20 protein-coding genes, 1 tRNA gene and 1 pseudogene are annotated in these 19,422 nt (G+C 66.7%); 11 read left to right on the top strand and 11 right to left on the bottom strand.

Features of this window, described 5'->3' with window-relative positions; genetic code table 11:
- A partial coding sequence (locus Q2100_RS18050) for a hypothetical protein (RefSeq protein WP_302915170.1) occupies positions 1 to 278 on the bottom strand: 278 nt, incomplete at its 3' end.
- Positions 279 to 383: 105 nt separating this feature from the next.
- Between Q2100_RS18050 and Q2100_RS18045 the strand changes: the two genes are divergently transcribed.
- The gene (locus Q2100_RS18045; RefSeq protein WP_302915169.1) at positions 384 to 680 is read left to right on the top strand and encodes a hypothetical protein; all 297 of its coding nucleotides are present in this window, start codon (positions 384 to 386) and stop codon (positions 678 to 680) included.
- 20 nt (positions 681 to 700) lie between these two features.
- Here Q2100_RS18045 and Q2100_RS18040 read toward each other — a convergent pair whose 3' ends face one another.
- Positions 701 to 1,249, bottom strand: coding sequence for a DUF1697 domain-containing protein (locus Q2100_RS18040; protein ID WP_302915168.1), 549 nt, complete (start codon positions 1,247 to 1,249; stop codon positions 701 to 703).
- 52 nt (positions 1,250 to 1,301) lie between these two features.
- Positions 1,302 to 2,936 (bottom strand): long-chain fatty acid--CoA ligase, encoded by a 1,635-nt coding sequence (locus Q2100_RS18035; RefSeq protein ID WP_302915167.1) that lies wholly within the window; start codon positions 2,934 to 2,936, stop codon positions 1,302 to 1,304.
- A gap of 303 nt (positions 2,937 to 3,239) precedes the next feature.
- On the opposite strand from Q2100_RS18035, the gene Q2100_RS18030 reads away from it, so the two are divergent.
- Positions 3,240 to 4,292: a class I SAM-dependent methyltransferase gene (locus Q2100_RS18030; protein WP_264012849.1), complete on the top strand. Its 1,053-nt coding sequence runs from the start codon at positions 3,240 to 3,242 to the stop codon at positions 4,290 to 4,292.
- Positions 4,293 to 4,399: 107 nt separating this feature from the next.
- On the opposite strand, the pseudogene Q2100_RS18025 reads toward Q2100_RS18030, so the two are convergent.
- Positions 4,400 to 5,329, bottom strand: a pseudogene (locus Q2100_RS18025) (YbfB/YjiJ family MFS transporter); the annotation flags it as partial.
- Positions 5,330 to 5,577: 248 nt separating this feature from the next.
- Here Q2100_RS18025 and Q2100_RS18020 point away from each other — a divergent pair.
- The 5 genes from Q2100_RS18020 to fmdA all read left to right on the top strand — a co-directional run bounded on the left by Q2100_RS18020 (position 5,578) and on the right by fmdA (position 9,653).
- The gene (locus tag Q2100_RS18020) at positions 5,578 to 6,240 is read left to right on the top strand and encodes a lysophospholipid acyltransferase family protein (RefSeq protein WP_302915166.1); all 663 of its coding nucleotides are present in this window, start codon (positions 5,578 to 5,580) and stop codon (positions 6,238 to 6,240) included.
- Positions 6,237 to 6,593 (top strand): hypothetical protein, encoded by a 357-nt coding sequence (locus Q2100_RS18015; protein WP_302915165.1) that lies wholly within the window; start codon positions 6,237 to 6,239, stop codon positions 6,591 to 6,593. Before Q2100_RS18020 ends, Q2100_RS18015 begins: the two co-directional genes overlap by 4 nt.
- A 141-nt stretch (positions 6,594 to 6,734) precedes the next feature.
- Complete coding sequence (locus Q2100_RS18010; RefSeq protein WP_302915164.1) at positions 6,735 to 8,090, top strand: acetamidase/formamidase family protein; 1,356 nt, start codon at positions 6,735 to 6,737, stop codon at positions 8,088 to 8,090.
- A gap of 17 nt (positions 8,091 to 8,107) precedes the next feature.
- Positions 8,108 to 8,392: an FmdB family zinc ribbon protein gene (locus Q2100_RS18005; RefSeq protein ID WP_302915163.1), complete on the top strand. Its 285-nt coding sequence runs from the start codon at positions 8,108 to 8,110 to the stop codon at positions 8,390 to 8,392.
- A gap of 13 nt (positions 8,393 to 8,405) precedes the next feature.
- On the top strand, positions 8,406 to 9,653 hold the full coding sequence (gene fmdA / locus Q2100_RS18000) for a formamidase (RefSeq protein ID WP_302915162.1): 1,248 nt from the start codon (positions 8,406 to 8,408) through the stop codon (positions 9,651 to 9,653).
- Positions 9,654 to 10,441: 788 nt separating this feature from the next.
- On the opposite strand, the gene Q2100_RS17995 is transcribed toward fmdA, so the two are convergent.
- Positions 10,442 to 10,918, bottom strand: coding sequence for a hypothetical protein (locus Q2100_RS17995; protein WP_302915161.1), 477 nt, complete (start codon positions 10,916 to 10,918; stop codon positions 10,442 to 10,444).
- Here Q2100_RS17995 and Q2100_RS17990 point away from each other — a divergent pair.
- From Q2100_RS17990 to Q2100_RS17975, 4 genes are all read left to right on the top strand, one after another.
- The gene (locus Q2100_RS17990) at positions 10,902 to 13,562 is read left to right on the top strand and encodes an Ig-like domain-containing protein (RefSeq protein WP_302915160.1); all 2,661 of its coding nucleotides are present in this window, start codon (positions 10,902 to 10,904) and stop codon (positions 13,560 to 13,562) included. The genes Q2100_RS17995 and Q2100_RS17990 overlap by 17 nt on opposite strands.
- Before the next feature lie 124 nt (positions 13,563 to 13,686).
- Positions 13,687 to 14,517, top strand: coding sequence for a YwaF family protein (locus tag Q2100_RS17985; RefSeq protein ID WP_302915159.1), 831 nt, complete (start codon positions 13,687 to 13,689; stop codon positions 14,515 to 14,517).
- Positions 14,518 to 14,561: 44 nt separating this feature from the next.
- The gene (locus Q2100_RS17980) at positions 14,562 to 15,449 is read left to right on the top strand and encodes an oxygenase MpaB family protein (protein ID WP_302915158.1); all 888 of its coding nucleotides are present in this window, start codon (positions 14,562 to 14,564) and stop codon (positions 15,447 to 15,449) included.
- 277 nt (positions 15,450 to 15,726) lie between these two features.
- A complete protein-coding gene (locus Q2100_RS17975) occupies positions 15,727 to 16,479 on the top strand; it encodes a hypothetical protein (protein ID WP_302915157.1) in 753 nt (250 codons plus the stop codon).
- A gap of 13 nt (positions 16,480 to 16,492) precedes the next feature.
- On the opposite strand, the gene Q2100_RS17970 is transcribed toward Q2100_RS17975, so the two are convergent.
- From Q2100_RS17970 to Q2100_RS17945, 6 genes are all read right to left on the bottom strand, one after another.
- Positions 16,493 to 16,565: transfer RNA gene (locus Q2100_RS17970), tRNA-Ile, on the bottom strand.
- Positions 16,566 to 16,638: 73 nt separating this feature from the next.
- Complete coding sequence (locus Q2100_RS17965; protein WP_302915156.1) at positions 16,639 to 18,066, bottom strand: tyrosine-type recombinase/integrase; 1,428 nt, start codon at positions 18,064 to 18,066, stop codon at positions 16,639 to 16,641.
- Positions 18,066 to 18,317 (bottom strand): hypothetical protein, encoded by a 252-nt coding sequence (locus tag Q2100_RS17960; RefSeq protein ID WP_302915155.1) that lies wholly within the window; start codon positions 18,315 to 18,317, stop codon positions 18,066 to 18,068. Before Q2100_RS17960 ends, Q2100_RS17965 begins: the two co-directional genes overlap by 1 nt.
- Entirely contained in the window at positions 18,317 to 18,469 is a 153-nt protein-coding gene (locus Q2100_RS17955; RefSeq protein ID WP_302915154.1) for a recombinase family protein, read from the bottom strand. The genes Q2100_RS17960 and Q2100_RS17955 overlap by 1 nt, the downstream gene beginning before the upstream one ends.
- Before the next feature lie 147 nt (positions 18,470 to 18,616).
- Positions 18,617 to 18,841, bottom strand: a complete 225-nt coding sequence (locus Q2100_RS17950) for a hypothetical protein (protein ID WP_302915153.1) — start codon at positions 18,839 to 18,841, stop codon at positions 18,617 to 18,619.
- Positions 18,838 to 19,047: a hypothetical protein gene (locus tag Q2100_RS17945; RefSeq protein ID WP_302915152.1), complete on the bottom strand. Its 210-nt coding sequence runs from the start codon at positions 19,045 to 19,047 to the stop codon at positions 18,838 to 18,840. Before Q2100_RS17945 ends, Q2100_RS17950 begins: the two co-directional genes overlap by 4 nt.
- Positions 19,048 to 19,422 lie beyond the last annotated feature (375 nt).

The raw sequence follows: 19,422 nt of genomic DNA, 5'->3' as shown, positions 1-19,422 counted from the left end.
GGGTTCGAACCGCCGTCAGCGGTTCCCTCCCCGCCCGCGGTGCCGTCCGCGCCGCCGTCGTGGCCCTCGGGGTTCGAACCGCCGTCAGCGGTTCCCTCCCCGCCCGCGGTGCCGTCCGCGCCGCCGTCGTGGCCCTCGGGGTTCGAACCGCCGTCAGCGGTTCCCTCCCCGCCCGCGGTGCCGTCCGCGCCGCCGTCGTGGCCCTCGGGGTTCGAACCGCCGTCAGCGGTTCCCTCCCCGCCACCGGATGTCGTGATGTCGTCGTCGTCGAGTGCCATGGTGAATCCTCTCGGGGCTGCGTGCGTACCACCTGTGTTCGCAGTATCTACACCCTCGGGGTGTTGCCGCCAGAGGCCTGACCGAAACGCTGCCATCATGACGTGATGACCTCCCCCGCGCCGCAGCCGGTGCCACACTCCCCGTCGCGGCGGATCGGCCGGTCGGTGGTGGCTCTCGCGGTCGCCGCGGTGGGCGTCGTCGCCGGATGGCTCCTCGTCACCGGAGTGCTTGCGCTGCCACTGCGGGAAGGCGTGCTGCTGGCCCTGAGCGGACTGGCCGCGGCGGCGTTACTGGCCGGCGCGGTGCTTGTTCGTCACCTGTGGGTGCGTGCTCTTCTGGCCGGCGGCTTCCTTGGGGTCACCGCGTCCCTCGCGCTGGTACTGCTCGTCGTCGCGTCGTGAACGACGGCGCGCAGGGCTGATCAGTCCTGCTCGAGCAGCGCGAGCAGTTTGGTGGTCGTCGACCAGCTCCGGATCGTCATCAGTTGATACTCGGGCTTACCCACGATCCGGCTCATCCGGCTCTCCGTCCGCCTGGCGCTCAGGCGGGCGAAGTACACCGCGCCGGTTCCGGGCCACGCCTGGTCGACACCGTCGCGAAGGTCGACGATGTCCATCGCCCGCGCGGCGGTCAGCGGCGGCTTCAGGAACACGACGTCGGAGTGATAGGTGTCCGGCTGCGCACCGAAGCCGGGAGGCGCACGGTGCACCACTGCCCGCAGCTGGCGGTGCGAACGCACCACGACCACGAGGGGGAGCCCCAGCCGCGCTTCGAGCATGCCTTCGATCGAGGACTCGAGGGACACACGTGGCACGTCCGAGGCGAACAGCACGTTCCCCGACTGGATGTAGGTGGTGACCGCCTCGAACCCGAGGGACTCGAACGCCGCTCGCAGGTCGGCCATCGGGACCTTGTTGCGCCCGCCGACGTTGATGCCTCGCAGCAGCGCGACGTAGCGCGTCATCCCCATGCACGGGACGGTACCGAGTCGACGTGGGGCGCGGTGCGGAGTGGCCGAGGTGCTAGTCCCTGACTTCCTGGACGTCGTAGGCGTTCTCGGCGTACCGCGACCGGATCAGTTTCTTGTCGTACTTGCCGACTCCGGTCTTCGGCACCTCATCGACGAACGCCCACCGCTCGGGCAGCCACCAGCGAACCACTTTGTCCTCGAGGAATTTCCGCAGCTCGGCCGCAGTGGCATCGGCGCCGTCCTCGAGCACCACGGCGGCCAGCGGACGTTCCTGCCAACGCTCGTCCGGCACGGCCACCACGGCCGCTTCCAGTACCGCCGGGTGCGCGATGAGGTGGTTCTCCAGCTCCACCGACGAGATCCACTCGCCGCCGGACTTGATGACGTCCTTGGCGCGGTCGGTCAACGTGACGAACGCCTGCGGGTCGATGCGCCCGACATCACCGGTGCGCAGCCAGCCGCCCTCGAACTTGGACTCGTCACGTCCCCGGTGATAGGAGCCGGTGATCCACGGGCCGCGCACCTCGATCTCCCCGACCGCCTTCCCGTCGTGCGGCAGCGGGTTGCCCGCGTCGTCGACGAGCCGGGTCTCGACGCCGCAGATCGGTCTGCCCTGGCTGGTCCGCACCGCCCAGAGCTGGTCCTGCGGGGTGCGCGGCGCCGGACGTGCCATGGTCGCCAGCGGCGACGTCTCGGTCATCCCCCACACCTGGACGATCTCCACGCCGTGCTTCTCCTGGAACGTCTTCATCATCGAGATGGGCACGGCCGAACCACCGCAGGGCACCAGCCGGAGCGACGAGAGGTCGTGGCCGGGGTTCTTGTCCAGGTAACGCATGACGTCGTTCCAGATCGTCGGCACCGCGCACGCCACCGTGGGGCGTTGCGTCTCGATCAGGTCGACCAGCGACCTGGCGTCGAGGAACCGGTGCGTCATCACCAGGTCTGCGCCGGCCATCAGGGCCGCGTAGGGCATCCCCCAGGCGTTGGCGTGGAACATCGGCGCGATCGGCACCAGGGAATCCGCGCAGTTCAGACCGAGAGCGTTCCCCGAGCACACCGCCATCGAGTGCAGGTAGTCCGAACGATGGCTGTAGACGACGCCTTTCGGGTTGCCCGTGGTTCCGCTGGTGTAACACATCGCCGCCGCGGAGTCCTCGTCGATGTCCGGCCAGTCGAAGATCGGCGACTCTGAGGACAGGATGTCGTCGTAGCGCAGCACGGTCATGCCGGGCGACGACAGCGCGTCCGCATCGCCTTCCCCGACGGCGATCACGGTGTGGACGGTCTCGAGCAACGGCAGCACCGGAGCGAGCTGCGCGACGAGTGACAGATCGGCGAAGATGACCCAGTCCTCCGCATCGTTGGCGATGAACGCGATCTGTTGCGGGGACAGCCGGATGTTCAACGTGTGCAGCACCGCGCCCATCGCCGGCACCGCGAGATACGTCGTCAGATGCTCGGCGTCATTCCACATGAAGGTGCCGACGCGTTCGTCCCCGGTGATTCCCAAGCGGCGCAGCGCATTCGCCATTCGGCCGGCCTGCTCGCCGAGTTCGCGATAGGTGACGGAGCGATACTCGCCGCCACCCATCGACGTGGTGACCCTGCGATCGCCGTGCACCTCGCAGCCGTGTCGCATGATCGTGGTGATGCTCAGCGGGACTGTCTGCATGGTGCTCTTCATGACGATCCGCCCTTCAGACAACCGGCCAGTAGGCGCGATGTTACGACCGCCGGAGATCAGTTTCAGCGAATTGACCAACCGCGCCCGTGACGTTGCGCGGATGACTCTCACCATTGACGTGAACGACAACATAACGTCCTGACGAGCGAGTATCCGCTGCAGCCGGCGAGGCGCGGCAAGCCGACCCGCACCCCGCATCGCCTAGTGCAGCTAACATCTGGCCGGTTCTGCCGGGTTTGCGCGAACCGTCACGTCGCCATGCCGGATGTGCAACCGTTCTGGGACAGGGCGAAGGAGAGTGCAATGGCCGTATCCGAGGAGAAACTCAACGCATTTCTGGGACGGGCGGTCGGCGACCTCTCGGCGTCGGTGAGCGCGGTCCTGATGTTGATCGGCGACGAGCTCGGACTGTATTCGGCACTCGCCGGTCATCGCTTGTCGGCAGCAGCGCTGGCCGACAAGACCGGGACGAGCGAGCGTTATCTGCGGGAGTGGCTGGCCAATCAAGCCGCGGGCGGATATGTCGAATACGACGCCGAGACCGACGAGTACCACATGACCGAGGAGCAGGTGTTGTGCCTGGCGGATCCGAACGGGCCGGTGGATCTGCCCGGTGCCTACCAGATCGTCAACGACCTGTTCCAGGTGCGCGAACGCGCGGTGGAGAATTTCCGCACCGGCAAGGGCATGGAATGGGGCGAACACCATCCCTGCCTGTTCGAGGGCACCGAGCGGTTCTTCCGTGCCGGCTACAACGCGAACCTGTTGGCCTCCTGGCTTCCTGCGCTCGACGGGGTGGTCGACAAGCTCAACGCCGGGGCTCGGGTGGCCGACGTCGGCTGTGGCCATGGCGCGAGCACGATCCTGATGGCACAGGCGTTCCCGCAGTCGGAGTTCGTCGGGATCGACTATCACGAGGCGTCCATCCAGACCGCACGTGACCGGGCCGCGGAGGCAGGCGTGAACAACGCCCGCTTCGAGGCGGCGGATGCGACGTCCTACCAAGGTGGTGACTACGACGTGATCGCGTTCTTCGACTGCCTGCACGACATGGCCGATCCGGCGGGTGCCGCCCGCCGGGCGAGGGAAGCGCTCAAACCGGACGGGCACTGCATGCTCGTGGAGCCGATGGCCGGCGACCACCTGACCGACAACCTGAACCCCGTCGGCCGTCTGTTCTACGGTGCGTCATCCCTTATCTGCGTACCGGTTTCGCTGTCCCAGCAGGGACCTGCACTCGGTGCGCAGGCCGGCGAGCAGCGGTTGAGGAGCGTGATGGTCGACGAGGGCGGTTTCACGCGGTTCCGACGGGCCACGGAGACTCCGTTCAACATGATCTTCGAAGCGAGGCCATGATGGCCGCTACCCAGTGCCGGACCGCCGACGCGCAACCAGACGGCGGTGAGCGCCGCAGCAGACACCACGGCGGCCGATGTCATGAGCGCATGCCGAAAGCCCCCGTGCAGTAGGGGTGCGACGATCAGCGGGCCGAGGATCTGACCGACCGAGTACCCCGCGGTGAGGACCGCGACTGCACGCGGGAAGGCGAGCAGACGGCCGGCCGCCAACGCGACGGTGCTCACCCCGATGAAGGTGCCGCCGAACAGCACAGCGCCGATGAGCGCTGCGGCGGCGCCACCGGCGAAGGCGGGCAACGCGATCCCCACCGCCTGTAACGCGAGTGCCACCGCCAGCAGGGTGGCGTGCGACCAGCGTCTGCTCGCCGCGGCCCACAGCGCTGCCGACGGCGCGGCGGCCAGTCCGACGACGATCCAGGCACTGTTGCCCAGCCACCCCGGTGAGCTCTGTCCGATGGCGGCCACCAGGAAGGTGCCCGCGATGATGTAACCGATCCCCTCGAGGGTGTAGCACGCGAGGAGAATGGTGAACCAGAAGCGCGATTCGGGTTGACTCTCTGTGCCTTTCGCGCTTGCTGCGGCAGGGGCGGCACCTCGCAGGTGCCAGGCCACCGCGGCGATGATCGCGGCCATCGCCGCAGCCGCCCACCAGGCCGCCCGCCACCCTGAGGCGGGCAGCAACAGCACCAGCGCACCCGACAGGGCGATACCGACGCCGACGCCCCCGAATCCCCAGCCGGTCAGGGTGGACCGCCGCCCGGCATGATCGAGCATCCAGTCGACCGCGATGACGAACAGCACGGCACTCGCGAATCCCGCGAGCGTACGGATCGCCATCCACCCAACGACATCGTGCGTCAACGGCATCGCGGCCAGACTGCACACCACCACAACCAGCGCGACACGCAACGTGACGGGTGTGCGCACCAGGCGCGGAACGAGCACACCCGCCAACGCACCCGCCAGGTAACCGACGTAGTTGGCGGTGGCGAGGCCGCCGGCGGCCGCCGCGCTGAGCCCGGTCTGCGCCGTCATCAGAGGCAGGATGGGCGTGTACACGAAGCGGCCGATACCCATGGCCGCGGCCAAGGCGGCTGCGCCGCGGGCGATGTGGATGTGTGGGCGGGGGCGGCTCATGCTGCCATCGTCAGCACGGCGAGGCGGCGACGCCACGACCGGTTTGCTCTCAGCTGCAAGGTGCCGGCTCTCACTCGGAGCGGGTCCCCGGCGCCGTCGACCTCGGTAGTCTCACGCTGGACCCCGCGGCGACAACGAAGGACCAGATGACCGGAAGTGAATGGAGGCGCCGCACCCGCGGGCTCGGGAAGCGCGCGAGCCTGGTCACCTGGTCGATTCGGCTGGTGCTGTGGACGCTGGGATTCACGCGCATCATCAGGACGAGGATCGTCGGCGCCGAGGTGGTGCCGGACAACGGCGCAGTCATCCTGGCGGCAAATCACACATCGATGATCGACGTGCTGTTCATCCTGGCGGCGCTGCGCCGCCAGGCGATCGCCATGGCGATGGCAGAGCTGTGGAAATCACCGCTCACCCGCTGGCTCGTCGAGGTGCTCGGCCAGATACCGGTCGTGCGCGGCGACGCAGAGTCCGGGAAACAGGCGATGGAGACCGCCGCCGACGCCTTGGCGGACGGGGCCCTGGTCGGCATCTTCCCGGAGCAGAAATGCGTGCTGCCCGGGGAGGTCGCCCCGTACCGTCCCGGTGTGGCCGTCCTGTCCAAGCGCTCGGGTGTGCCGGTCATCCCGGTGAGCCTGGTGAACGCCAATAAGGTGCTGCCGGTGGGTCGGAGATTCCCGTCGTTCGGGCACACCGTCTACGTCCTCTTCGGTGAGCCGATCGATCCGGACGACTTCGAGTCCGTCAGCGAGCTGCTCGAGGAGATCCGCTTGCGTATCACCACGATGGCCGAGGAACGTGCGCAGTGAGGTGGACGCCGATCACCCGATCTGAGCTCGATGATCTGCTCATCGACCAGCTCGCCGATTGTCCTTCCGAACTCCGCGCCGCCTTCGTGCAGTCGGCGATCGCGCCGCAGAAGTGGAGTCAGTTCCCGTACGGCGATGAGGGCGGCGGCTTCTGGGCTGTCGCCGTCCTCGGGTCGAAGGTGCTGTGGTACAACGACATCGAAGACGGGTTCAACGTCTCGCACTTCACTGAGCCGGGCCGTATCCCAGATGACGAGTACTGGTGCCAGCACGACCCGCTCGAGTGGGCACTCCCCCGCCTGATCGGCGACCCTCCCGGATGGCGCAAGGGCGCACCGCGCCCGATGACCTAGCGTCGCGGGCATCTGCACTCGAGAAACGAAACGCAATGGAAACGTGCGCACCGTTTCGGCGAACGAACGCGCCGGATAGAAGACATATGACGCAATGGCGCGGACCGATGGGCTGACCGAACGCCGAGCGAGGAGACCTCCATGACCGAATCGCTCGCGAGGACTGCCGCGCAGACCCTCGTCGCCGGCATCGGGCGCCGCGACTTCGTCCGCGCCGCGGCGCTGCTGGGCGCGGGCACCGGAGTGGCCGGCGTCGCGGCGGCCTGCTCACACGACGTCGCATCCGCACCGAGCAACGCAGCCGTCACCGGCGCCGTCACGGTGCTGCAGCCCGGACAGGGCGACACCCCAGGTGACCACTACCTGCCGTCCACCCCCGATCAGGTGCTCTGGGGGTACGTGCCGAATGTGCACGCCACCGCGGCGATGCAGATGCGGTCGGGCGAGACCGTCACGATCGACGCCGTCTCGCACGAAGGCATCCTCGAAGACCAGGGCCGCGACCCGGTCACGTATTTCGGCGGCCACGGCGTCGCGCGGGGTGACGTGCTCGAGGACGCCGTCGCGATCGCGAGCGACTACCGGCGCACGCCGAGGAACTTCGACAAGGACGGCCCGCACGTGGTGACCGGCCCGGTGTTCGTCGAGGGCGCTCAACCGGGCGACGTGCTGAAGATCGAGACCCTCGAAGCCGTGCCGAGGGTGCCGTACGGCGTGGTGTCGAGCCGGCACGGCAAGGGCTCGCTGGCACGAACCGCCGACGGTGGCGCTCCGGCGGGCATCTCACTGGCCGAGGTGATGCCGCCGATCGCCAAGGACGGCAGAGCCACCAAGAACCCGACGTCCTACGGCAACATCTCGACGTTCACGGCCATCGAGGACGGTCAGGGCGTGATGACCTACGGCGACGCCAAGGTCCGCTTCCCGCTGCAGACGTTCATGGGAATGATGGGCGTCGCGTACTCGCAGGACCCCGAACTGACTGCGCCGACCGCCAATTCGGTGCCACCGACCCTCGGCGGCGGCAACATCGACATCCGGCTGCTGGGCAAGGGGTCCACGTTCTATCTGCCGGTCGTCGCCGAGGGCGCACTGTTCTACGTCGGCGACCCCCACATGGCGATGGGCAACGGCGAGGTCGCGCTGACGGCGATGGAGGGATCGTTGCGGAGCACCTTCCGCCTCACGGTGTGCAAGAAGGGATCGGGCGATGCGCCGTCCGTGGCCTTCCGCTATCCCTTCGCCGAGACCGAAGACGTGTGGGTGCCGATCGGCCTGTCCGATCCCGACGGCGCCCGCGACGGCCAGGGCAGCGACCTCGATGTCGCGATGCGTCGCGCCGTGGTGAATGCACTCGACTATCTCGAGACCGACCGCGGTATGGACCGCGCCACCGCGTACGCCTATCTGTCGGCGGCCTCGAACTTCCACGTCTCGCAGGTCGTGGACAAGACGGTCGGCGTGCACGGCGAGATCTTCAAGTCGCACTTCGCGTGACGTTCGGAGGTTGGATCATGCCCACCTACAGCTATTCGTGCGCTCCGTGCGGCACATTCGCGTTGGTGAGACCCATGGCGGCATCGACCGATCCGGCTCCCTGCCCGCAATGCGGCGAAGTGGCAATACGGGTCTTCGGCAGTCCCGCCCTGGCCGCGGTGGAACCGGGCCTCCGTCGGGCGCTGGACGCCAGTGCCCGAAGCGCCGACACACCGCACGTCGTCTCGTCAGTGCCGGGCCGCTCGGCCCGCGCGACGCCGATCACCCGTGACCCCAGGCACGCCCGACTACCCCGACCCTGACCAGGAGGCTCTCATGCCCGACGTCGTCTTCTCCGTCGACCAGGCCCGCTCGATGCGCGACCAGGCGGTGCCCGGCCACAACCGCTGGCATCCGGCCATTCCGCCGGCGGTGCACGTCAAACCCGGCCAGTCGATCAGGGTGGAGTGCCGCGAGTGGACCGACGGCCAGATCGCCAACAACGACTCCGCCAACGACGTTCGCGACGTCGACCTCAGCCACGCCCACATGTTGTCCGGCCCGATCTACGTCGAGGGCGCAGAACCCGGTGACCTTCTGATGGTCGACATCCTCGACCTCGGTCCCGTCCCCCAGGAGGTGGGCGACGTGCCGGGACAGGGTTGGGGTTACACCGGTATCTTCGCCAAGGCCAACGGCGGTGGCTTCCTCACCGACTACTTCCCGGACGCGTACAAGGCGATCTGGGACTTCGCCGGCCAGAAGTGCACCTCGCGGCACATACCGGGGGTGGAGTTCACCGGCATCACCCACCCCGGATTGTTCGGCACGGCGCCGTCGGAGGAATTGCTGGCCCGCTGGAACGCCCGCGAGCAGGCGCTGATCGATACCGAACCCGACCGGGTCCCGGCGCTCGCGCTGCCCCCGCTGGAGGAATCGGTGCTCGGCGGCACGGCGTCCGGCGAGGTGCTCGACCGGATCGGCCGGGAGGGCGCGCGCACGGTGCCCGCCCGCGAGAACGGCGGCAACCACGACATCAAGAACTTCACCAGGGGCTCTCGGGTGTTCTACCCGGTGCACGTCCCGGGCGCGTTGTTCTCGGGCGGCGATCTGCACTTCAGCCAGGGCGACGGCGAGATCACCTTCTGCGGCGCCATCGAGATGGGTGGCTTCATCGACTTCCACGTCGACCTGATCAAGGGCGGGATGGAGACCTACGGCGTCACCACCAACCCGATCCTGATGCCGGGCAACGTAGAACCGCGGTACTCGGAGTTCGTGACGTTCATCGGGATCGGCGTGGACCACGACACCGACACGCAGCTCTACAACGACGCCACTGTTGCCTACCGCAACGCCTGCCTCAACGCCGTCCGCTACCTCGAGAAGTTCGGGTACTCGGGCGCCCAGGCATACCTGTTGCTCGGTGCCGCGCCGATCGAGGGCAGGGTCAGCGGCGTGGTCGACATCCCGAACGCGTGCTGCTCGCTGTACCTGCCGACGGCGATCTTCGACTTCGACATCCGTCCGTCGGCGGCCGGCCCGGTCACCGCCGATCGCGGGAGCTGCGCCGTGTCGTCCTGAGGTGGCCTATCCCGGCGTGGCCTGCCGCTCGAGAAAGTTAGCTGTGAGAGTCGCCGATGTCAGTTTCCTCTGCAAATGGCGCTTATAGCCGTCGGCCGCCAAATCGCCCGTACCGCACTTTGTCGCACGCGAGAGCCGGCGCGCAGCCACAGCAATCGACAGACTCGGTTCCATGAAATGGACGACAAATTCATCGGGGGCGGCGGACCAGCCGAGCGAGAAGAACGCCCATTCTGCGCAACGCACCGCCGGCGGCGCCCGCCAACCACCGCCGAGTCCGCCTCTCCGAGATACGCGTATGGAGGAATAGGGTGCCGCGACTCCCTAACGCCCACCCCTGACCCGTCGGCCCGCCATACGAGCCGTTGAGGTCGACTCTCCGATCGAATAGGCAACGCGTACTACAGCTTTTGGTCGGTACCCAGCAGGAGAGGCACAGCGGAGCTCTGATGACATGCGTCGCGCAGCCGAAGCCGCGGGCATTCCGGCACGCGCGAGGAGGCGGACCAGTATGCAGCATGGCGCAAACCCGCGACGGCGTTTCGTGCCCTCCATTCGAAAGCGCCCCGAAAGTTTCATTCAAGATTGCTAGATGCTTAACAAAAGCAACGACCGAATAAGCCCGCCGTCACACATCCCGGTGGCCCGACCGGCGATAACACTTCGATAAACGCCAGTATCTCGAAATTGACGCTCAGCGAAGCCCCAGCTTGCTACCTTCCGTGGACAGTTTGCTGCAGCGGGGCAGCGTTCAGATCGTCGAGGGAGCATCGGATGGGGTATGCGGGTTACGTGGGGCGCGTCGGTGCGCTTGCGGTTGCGCTCGGGGTTGGGTCGGCCGTAGCGGCGTCGCCGGTCTGGGCGACACCGACGGATTCCGGTGACTCGGGTTCGTCCTCGTCATCGGGTTCGGCTTCAGGTAACACCGGTTCGTCGAGCTCGAACACGAACGGCGACGGTTCGACGTCGACCAACGATTCGGGGACGCCTTCGGCAGGCGGTTCGACGACGGGCGATTCAGCGACAGGTGGCTCGCCGTCGGCCGAAACCCCTAAGTCGACACCGAGAGTCAAGTCCTCGACCAAGAGGTCGAGTAAGCGAGCCGCGGCTGCAGCGGCGAAGAAGGAAGCGCAGAAGGCCGCGGCCGACGCCGCAGCCTCGACCGATACGAAGACCGAGGCGGCCAAGGACACATCCACGCAGTCGACGACGAGCAGGACCAGGACGTGGCGATCGCAGCGGGCGGAGGTGTCGTCGAGCACCACCACCGCCAACACCGCAACCGGCGACCTGTCGCAGTCGGGCGGGCCGAAGACCGTGTCGACCGTGCGGGCCCGGTTCGGGTCGTTGACCGCCGCGACCACCGCTGCCGAGGAGTCGAAGGCGGTGGCCATCGCGGCGCCGACGGCGGTCACCAGGACCGGGTTCGGCGTGTTGTCTGCGCTGACGCTGCGGGTGGGTGCCACCGGGGCTCCCGTTGCGCCGGTCGAATCCCCGGCTGTCTGGGTGGCTCTCGCCGCGGCCCGCCGCGAACTGGGCAGCCTGGAGACCGTCAAGATCGCCAACACCGCAGAGTCGCTGCAGACCACCGGAGAACTCCTGCCCGAGGCCGACGTCTCCGCCGCGGTCGACAACGGGGCACCCACGATCACCAGGACGACGGTCGGCCGGCCCAGCTCCACGACGGGGGTGGTCAAGGGCTCGGTCACCGCGACCGACCCCGAGAAGAACCCCCTCACGTACGCGGTCACGCCCACCAGCAGTAAAGGTGGCACGGTCGTCGTCGACACCAAGGGCAAGTTCACCTATACGCCCACGACCGCGATGCGTCACGCCGCCGCGTTGACCACCGCGACCCCCGTCGACAAGACCGACACCTTCACCCTCAGCGTCGCCGACGACCAGGGCAACGTGACCCAGCAGGTGGTGACGGTCGCGATAGCGCCTGCGAACATCAAACCGACCGCACCCGGCGCCGCTGCGGGACAGCCGAATTCGACGACCGGCGTCGTCATCGGCACCGCGTGGGCGACCGACGCCGACAAGGACGCCATCATCCTGGGCGGACCGACCGCCACCAAGAAGGGCACGATCGAGTACGACAACGCAACGGGCACCTTCAGGTACACGCCCACCGCGGAAGCCCGCGCAGCGGCCAACGCGCCGAAGGCGAGCGCGGCGGTCAAAACCGACAAGTTCACCATCACCCTCAGCGACGGACACGGTGGCACCGTCACCACCTCGGTCACCGTGAATCTCGCCAACGTCGACCAGAACACGTTCCCCGGTGTCAGTTCCGGCAAGGTCCTGACGGGAACCACGGGCACCAAATTCGAGTTCGTCAACGCACTGAACGGCTCGGCCAGCGGGCGGACGTCTCCCACCAGGGTCATCGTCATCAACCCCGATGGGACGGCCGCGGCCACCGTGACGATCACCGGCGTCCCCGATTTCAAGAACGGCGGCCTGATCGCGGCGCCGGGCGGAGGTGCCTACTTCACCACCATCAACGGCACCAAGACGCAGGTGTCGGTGATCAGTGCGACCGGCGCCCTCACCACGTCGACCGCGATGGCCGGAGCGCCGTCCGGACCGATCACCGTGGCTCCGGACGGAACCGGCTATCTGACTGTCGGACAGTTCAACACCACCAGGAAGACCACCATCTCGGTCGTCCAGATCAGGCCGAACGGCCAGACGATCGTCACCAAGCTCTCGGGCATCGCCACGGGCGGGGTCTCGGTGGCCTCCGACGGGACCGCCTATCAGGCGTACCAGGACGGCACCACGACCAAAGTCCTTGCCGTCGCTCCCGACGGCTCGGTCAAGACACTCTCGGCGCCGGCAGGCCAGACGGTGGTCGGGACGGCGGTGGGGACCGGCGGCACCGCGTATCTCACGACGCGTAATCAGACCGCCGGCACCACCAGCGTGTACACGATCGACGCCGGCGCTCTCTCCGCGCCGCGCGTGCTCACCGGCAGTGCCGTGGGAGCAGTCGCGGTAGCACCCGACGGGACGGCCTACCAGGTCACCACCACGGGTTCGACGGCGTCGATCTCGGAGATCACGCCGACCGGTGCCGTCCAGGGGCCGGCCATCGACTACCTTCCGGGCTACAACGGCAAGTTCACCGGCCTTCAGTTCGCCGAAGACGGGACCGGCTACCTGCTGGTGAGCAATGCCGCCGGAGGTGCGGTCGTGGTGGTCCGTCCTGGTGAAACCAATCCCCCGACGTCCATCCCCATCCCGCTCAGCGAGATCAAGACGCTGAAGGTCGGACCCGACGGCAGATTGTTCGTCAACACCACGCACACGGTTTCGCCGACCGGCGCGGTCACGGCACTGCCCGGGTCGGCGGGCACCGAGGATCTCGAATTCGGCCCCGACGGAACGCCGTACGCGGCATACGTCACCAGCACGGGTATCGGCTTCGTCAACCTGAACACCGGCGTGCGCAGTGCTGAGATCCCGGGTGCCACTGCCCCGTCGAATTTCAACGGCAGCCTCGGCGACGGCTTCGATCCACTCACCATCGGACCCGACGGCACGATCTTCGTCAGGTCCTACGCCGGTGTACCGGAGCAGGGGACCCGCCAGGTGTCGGTGCTCGTGGCCAGTGCGGACGGAACGAACGTCGTCAGCTTCACCGATGACGGCTACGGCGTCTGGCTCACTCCGACGGGTGACGGCGGTGGATACGCCACGGTTTACGACGCGGACACCCGCACCACCAAGGTGTGGCGGCTCAACGCGAACACGGGCGAGAAGACCATCATCCACACGATCGCGAACGGCGTTGCGACCGGCGGAGTCGACGTCCGTGCGGACGGCTCGTTGTCCGTGACGACCATCGACGGCAGCAGGCCGTCGAACGTCACGACCACCTTGCACGAGTTCGCGGGCTGACACGCACCCGCGCAGGCGAGTCGAATCGCCTGCGCGGGTGGCTCTCCGGCGCGTCTTGCAGCCGCGACAAGCCAAAGCCCGACACGCCTCGTCGGGATCGTGACTCGGGCATCGCATTCGATGGATGATCGTCACGGCCCGCAGCGTTGCTCGAGGGGTGCAGGAGGTGATCGAGTCGGTTTCATCGGAGCAGGAGTTTGTTGCGTACGGCCCATCTCATCTGGTGGTGCTGGGTGTGTTCGCGGTCGGCGCAGCCGTTTTGGTGTGGCACGGTCGTCGCGAGAGCGCCGCGCAAGCGCGCCTGGTCAGTCGAATTCTCGCGGTGCTGCTGCTGGCGACGTTCACTACGGCTTTGGTCTACAAGCTGATCCGGCCGGACCTGGCCACGTCGATACCGCTGCAGCTGTGCGACATCGCGGAACTGACGGCGGCCTATGCGTTGTGGACGCAGCGACATCGGGCGTTTGTGCTCACCTACTTCTGGGGTCTGCTCCTCAGCTCGCAGGCGCTGCTCACCCCGGACATCGGCACTCCCGAGGAGGGGGCGCCCGACTTCCCGAGCCACCTGTTCCTCACGTTCTTCGTGCTGCATGTGCTCGTCGTGTGGTCGGCCGTCTATCTGACGTGGGGGCGCGGGATGCGTCCGCGGTGGCGCGACTATCGGTTCGCGGTCGTCGTGACGCTGGGATGGGTGGCGTTCACGTTCACGTTCAACACGCTCGCGGGAACCAACTACGGATATCTCAACGGGAAACCGCCAACGGCCTCGATCCTGGACGCGCTCGGCCCATGGCCGCTGTACCTCGTGATCGAAATTCTGATCGTGATGGGTGCGTGGGCACTGATGACGTGGCCGTGGCAGAGGGCCCGGCGACAGGCGGGCGTCCGATCGGCGCGAGCCGCCCGGGTCAACGCCGCCGAGCGGAATGTCAGGTCCAGCGACGTCTCGGGCTGATCGTCAGATTCACCAGTGCCGGTGTTGCCACGTAACGTCGAGTCATGGTGTTGGCGCGGGAACTGGGTGCGGTCAGAAGCGGGCTGGGGCGCGCACTGTTCGGGTTGGTCGCCGGACCGGACGGGCCGGACAACCGCGCCCGGATACATGGGACGCCGGGCCCGCGCTGGTTCGCCGAGGATCGGCCGATCCGCCGCGTCCACGGCGACGCGTCGATGTTCGTCGGAGGTCTGCGCGCACTGCTGCTGCAGTCGCTGCATCCGCTGGCGATGGCCGGCGTCGCCGACCACTCCGACTACCGCGGCGATCCCTGGGGGCGCCTGCAGCGCACCAGCACGTTCCTCGCCGTGACGACCTTCGGGCCTGCGGCGGACGCCCAACGAGCCGTCGACAAGGTCCGCGGCATTCACCGCCGCGTGCGCGGGGTGGCGCCGGACGGCACACCCTATGAGGCCACTGACCCGCACCTCCTCGAGTGGGTTCACATCGCCGAGATCGACAGCTTCCTCCTGGCACACCAGCTCTACGGCGCACAGCCTCTGGACCAGACCGGCCGCGACCAGTACGTCGCCGACACTGCCCGCGTCGCAAGCGCTCTCGGAGTGCTGGACCCGCCGCGCACCGAGGAGGAGCTGCGGGCGCGGATCGAGGCGTACCGACCGGAGCTGCGCAGCACGGCATCGGCGCGCGAAGCTGCCCGGTTCCTGCTGTTGACGCCGCCGCTGCCGTTGCCTGCCCGCGCTCCCTACGGTGTGTTGGCCGCGACCTCGGTGGCAATGCTGCCGGGGTGGGCACGCAAGCCGTTGCGGCTACCGCATCTTCCACCCCTCGAGGCGACGGCGGTCCGGCTGTCCGGGCGGGTGCTGGTCAGTGGAATCCGGTGGGTGCTGACGGCCAGTCAAGAGGAGATACAGCACGCGACGTCGGCCTGAGCGATCGGACCGAGTCGGTGCCCCCAGTCGGACTCGAACCGACACTTGGCGGATTTTAAGAACGGCGGTGCGGCGATTTCGGCCTTCCCGCCACCAGGGGAAATAGCCGTCCGAGCAGCCCTAATCGGCCTGGTCAGGCCCGGTTTCTAGGCGTCTCGACAGCGGATCGAGTACGGATGCGGTACGGGTGCGGTACGCCCCCAGACGCCGGTGTGGCGCCGGTGTGGACGGCGCGTCACGCCGGTTGATGTCGGACCCCGGTGGAACGATATCGACCGTGACGACACAGCAGCCGCAGACGCCTGCGACCGCCGATGCGGAGAAAAAGAAGAAGACGCCGTCAGAACATCTCGCCCTCTGGCTAACCCTTGTGGCCATTGGTTTCGTAGCGATGCGGATCCTCATCGTCTCTCGGGGAGACTCAGACACTCTCCGCGCACTCGTTCAGAATCTGAATATCACGGCGATCGTCCTTGCCACCATACTGCCTTTAGCAGGTACTGCAATTTGGCTTCTCTACCTGGCGGCCGTAGTGGGCACCTACAACAGTGTAAAGAAGAACAAAGTTCGGAATGGCAAAGGGAATCCAGTGGGTGCCGCAGTAGTTGTTGGTTTCGGACTGGCAATCCCGACGTTGGCCATCTGTTGGTACGCGATGCCGATGAAGTACATCATATTCTCCGTCGTGCTGACGGTCTCCTTCGTGGCCGTCATCATAGGTTCAAGGCTTGGTCCAATCAGAGGCTTATTTCAGTTCTTTGGAGTCATACTCGTTCTTGGCGTCCCTGTGGCAGGTCTGTTCATCGTCTTCACGCAGGTCGGAGTTTGGCTCCCCCGCGAGCTGTTGACGGTTGGCAAAGAGCAGACCGGAACGGTATATGTTCTGTCGTCTGATCAGGAATGGACTAAGTACCTCGACGATCAGACTCATAAGGTGAAGATTGTGTCAACCAAAGACGTTAAAAAGCGGGATGCAATCTCAGACGAAGACACTTGGCTGAATAAGACGCCGTCAGAAATTGTCCGATGAGACGCCTCAGCAGCCGACCGGACGGGATTTGAACCCGCGACGCCCTGAGTATCAGTCAGGCGCTCTACCAACTGAGCTACCGGCCCATGCGCCGCGCAAACGGCACAGGCTATCCATGTTAGCGGCCCCCGCGTCAAGCCGCAGCCACAAACACGACGTCTAGCCGAACAGCTGTCGGACCTTCTGCGGCGTTTGCCCCGCTGCGCTCGATGGCTCCGGCAGGTGGTTGATCGCTCCGCCGTCCTCCTCGGGAATCCAGTCGCCATAGGTGTTGAGAGTGAGCGTGAACGTCGAATGCCCCAGCCATCGCGATACCTGCATGAAGTGGGTTCCAGCCATCAGGTGCATCGTCGCGAAGGTGTGCCGGAGGTCGTGCAGACGGACGCCCCGGATCGCGGGTTCGCCGTCCTTCGCCGGGCGGCTCGCGGGAAGCCCGACAGCCTCCAGGGCGGGCTTGAGGATCGTGTCGTAGAAGGTGCCCATCGCTAGCGGCTCAGACCAGTCCAGCAGCACCGCATAGCGCTGGCCCTCCGCCCGGTGGCCGCCGCCGTTCTTCCGGCTCGGCCACAGCGGTGCAGCCGGCTCATCCGCACGGGGGTGCATTGCGGGCTCGGTTCCGGCGCCAACGAGGTAGGCGTGCAGCTTCTCGGCAAGCCAGGGCGGAAGTGGCACGGATCGGCGGCTCTGCTTGGACTTCGGCGTCCCGACAACCCACTCGCCACCCCTCCGCTCCTTCGTGCGGCGGACCTGGACGGTGCAGCGGATGGCCGGCTCGCCAGACCTCACAGCGGTCGGTCCGGTCGTGAACACGAGATCACGGATCTCAAGCCCAGCGTTCTCGCTGGCGCGGAGCCCCGTGTACGCGAGAAACGCTGTCATTAGCCCGTACACAGGATATGCGGGCAAGTTGGGGTAACCCTCCCCCGCAACCGCCGCGCACAGTTCTCCGACCTGAGTAGCGGTCAGAGGATTGTGTTCGAACTTCCCCAGATCGCCAACGCCACGGGACGTTGAGAAGTCCACCTGGTCGGCGGGATTCGAGGAGATCGCCCCATGGCGCATCGCGTAGCGCATCACGGTGGAGAACATTCCCCAGGCGTGCTTGACCGTCGCCGGGGATAGTGGCGCTCGGTCACCCTGCCGAGACGGCTGTCGCACCAGCGCCGCCAGAAACTCCTCGGCATCCTTCGCAGAGATGCTGGCAATCGCCCTCGCGCCGAACCGATCCAGAACATAGCGAGTTAGCAGCCGCTTACAGTCCTCGTGGGCCCGCTGCTTGAGCCTCCCCCGCGCCACCTTCACGGCCTGCGCATCGAGCCAGCCGCGTGCGTAGTACCCGAACGGCAGATCGCCAGCCTTGCGTTGCTCGGCCAGGGCGGAGGTGCCGGTCGTGTGGCGAGCTGCATTCAGTTCGTCACGACGAGCCTCCGCAGTCTCCCGGTTCTGGTAGGACTCCTGGCGAGACCGCAGCTCGCCGGTCGGTAGGCCGAAGCTGTCGCGGATCGGCTCCCTCCAGGCCACCACATACCGCTTGACCACCTTGCCGTTCCTGCGCTGCTTCGTGTCGTGCGCGCGGATATACGCCATCAGAACTCCTCGTCGCTGTCGAACTCGAACTCGGGTCCGGTCGGCAGGTCGCAGATGATCTGCTCCGGAATCTCGTCCTCGTCCTCGTCGTCCTCGTCGTCCTCGTCGTCCTGCGGCAAATCGGCTGTGGCAGAGGCGTGCACCTTGTCCCACATCGCCTCTTCGCGACGACGGCGTTCCTCTCGCTCGCGATGCAGCGCCACCCATGCGCGACGCTCTTGCGAGTCCTCGGATTCGTCTGCGCGGGGCATCAGTTGACCTCCTGTGCGGTCGCGGCTCGCGCCAGAATCCGAGACACCGTTGGAGACGACCAGGTTCCGCCGCGCTTCGTGGGGTGGCCCTCGGCCGTCAGGATTCGAGCGATCTCGCGAGTCGGCTTCCCCTGTGCCGCGAGTGCCTTCATCCGAGCCAGGGCGCACTGCTCGGAGGGCTCTGGGATCAGCGCGCCGTGCGGGTTGTCGGGGTTCGGCCTGTCCGTCTTAGGCGTGCGGCGGTAGCCCGGAGCGGTTTCGCATCCCGTTCCGGGTCTACCGCCGCCTTGGCCAGTCGACTAGAAGAGCACCACAGCCGACTGCACATCAGCGTGGTCTCGGATCAGCGCCAGTGCTGCGTCGTGAGAGCCGGCGATCGCAACTGGACAGCCATCGTTTTGCACGACATAGACATCGCCCTCGCCTTTAGTGCCGAAGGTGATTTCGTACTTGCCGCTGTGCAGCGGCCCAAAGACGATCACATCTTCTTCGTCCAGTAGCGCCGAGTGCAGCTCGCCCATCATGCGACCACACAGTTCGCGAAGGTGTACTCCTCGGCCGCGTGGTCGTACCGAAACTCAAGGCGGTCGATTGCTTGAGCAGCCGCCTCATGAACTGCTCGTACAAACCGGTCAACGAGCGCCGTGGGCTCGCTCGTGACCGCCTTGAACATGTCGATCTCGTTCTGCGAAATGCAGGCGACGAACAGGTCGCCATCGATGTAGTTCATTCTCATCTTGCTTTCCCTTCGTGGATGCAGGACCACTGGGAAAGACCAAAGGCGCGCCTCAAAAACAGTGGTCCCACGATTTCGTGAGATTCCATCTGCTTCCGATGCACGCCTTAACAGGAATGGCACATCAGTCGGATCTGCTGGTACCCAATCCGGTCGCTGCCGGTCCCAACATCCCTACGTCGCGGTTATCTCTCCGCTTGAGTCGAAGACTATCAACTCCAGGGCGGTGGGGCCAGACGCGGCTTCGACCCGCTACTCCCGCCAAGCGCCGGTGTCACGCCGGTGTCAGAGCCGCTGGCGACCGAGCCACCCGCCTCGGCTAGCTGTACTGACCACGGACGTTGGTGACGGCGTGGTGAGGTGACAAGA

This window comes from Mycolicibacterium arseniciresistens (genome assembly GCF_030519285.1).
GTDB classification, from domain to species: Bacteria; Actinomycetota; Actinomycetes; order Mycobacteriales; family Mycobacteriaceae; genus Mycobacterium; species Mycobacterium arseniciresistens.
Note: the sequence above shows the minus strand (reverse complement) of the source record. Positions and strands in the feature narration are given on the sequence as shown.

What these genes read in the sequence shown, in the direction of transcription:
- fmdA (WP_302915162.1), top strand. Translation starts at nt 8,406, where the DNA reads ATGCCCGACGTCGTCTTCTCCGTCGACCAGGCCCGCTCGATGCGCGAC.
- Q2100_RS17955 (WP_302915154.1), bottom strand. Translation starts at nt 18,469, where the DNA reads ATGAAGGCACTCGCGGCACAGGGGAAGCCGACTCGCGAGATCGCTCGA.
- Q2100_RS17960 (WP_302915155.1), bottom strand. Translation starts at nt 18,317, where the DNA reads ATGCCCCGCGCAGACGAATCCGAGGACTCGCAAGAGCGTCGCGCATGG.
- Q2100_RS18020 (WP_302915166.1), top strand. Translation starts at nt 5,578, where the DNA reads ATGACCGGAAGTGAATGGAGGCGCCGCACCCGCGGGCTCGGGAAGCGC.
- Q2100_RS17950 (WP_302915153.1), bottom strand. Translation starts at nt 18,841, where the DNA reads ATGATGGGCGAGCTGCACTCGGCGCTACTGGACGAAGAAGATGTGATC.
- Q2100_RS17985 (WP_302915159.1), top strand. Translation starts at nt 13,687, where the DNA reads ATGATCGTCACGGCCCGCAGCGTTGCTCGAGGGGTGCAGGAGGTGATC.
- Q2100_RS18045 (WP_302915169.1), top strand. Translation starts at nt 384, where the DNA reads ATGACCTCCCCCGCGCCGCAGCCGGTGCCACACTCCCCGTCGCGGCGG.
- Q2100_RS17945 (WP_302915152.1), bottom strand. Translation starts at nt 19,047, where the DNA reads ATGAACTACATCGATGGCGACCTGTTCGTCGCCTGCATTTCGCAGAAC.
- Q2100_RS17980 (WP_302915158.1), top strand. Translation starts at nt 14,562, where the DNA reads ATGGTGTTGGCGCGGGAACTGGGTGCGGTCAGAAGCGGGCTGGGGCGC.
- Q2100_RS18040 (WP_302915168.1), bottom strand. Translation starts at nt 1,249, where the DNA reads ATGGGGATGACGCGCTACGTCGCGCTGCTGCGAGGCATCAACGTCGGC.
- Q2100_RS18030 (WP_264012849.1), top strand. Translation starts at nt 3,240, where the DNA reads ATGGCCGTATCCGAGGAGAAACTCAACGCATTTCTGGGACGGGCGGTC.
- Q2100_RS17965 (WP_302915156.1), bottom strand. Translation starts at nt 18,066, where the DNA reads ATGGCGTATATCCGCGCGCACGACACGAAGCAGCGCAGGAACGGCAAG.
- Q2100_RS18005 (WP_302915163.1), top strand. Translation starts at nt 8,108, where the DNA reads ATGCCCACCTACAGCTATTCGTGCGCTCCGTGCGGCACATTCGCGTTG.
- Q2100_RS18010 (WP_302915164.1), top strand. Translation starts at nt 6,735, where the DNA reads ATGACCGAATCGCTCGCGAGGACTGCCGCGCAGACCCTCGTCGCCGGC.
- Q2100_RS18035 (WP_302915167.1), bottom strand. Translation starts at nt 2,936, where the DNA reads ATGAAGAGCACCATGCAGACAGTCCCGCTGAGCATCACCACGATCATG.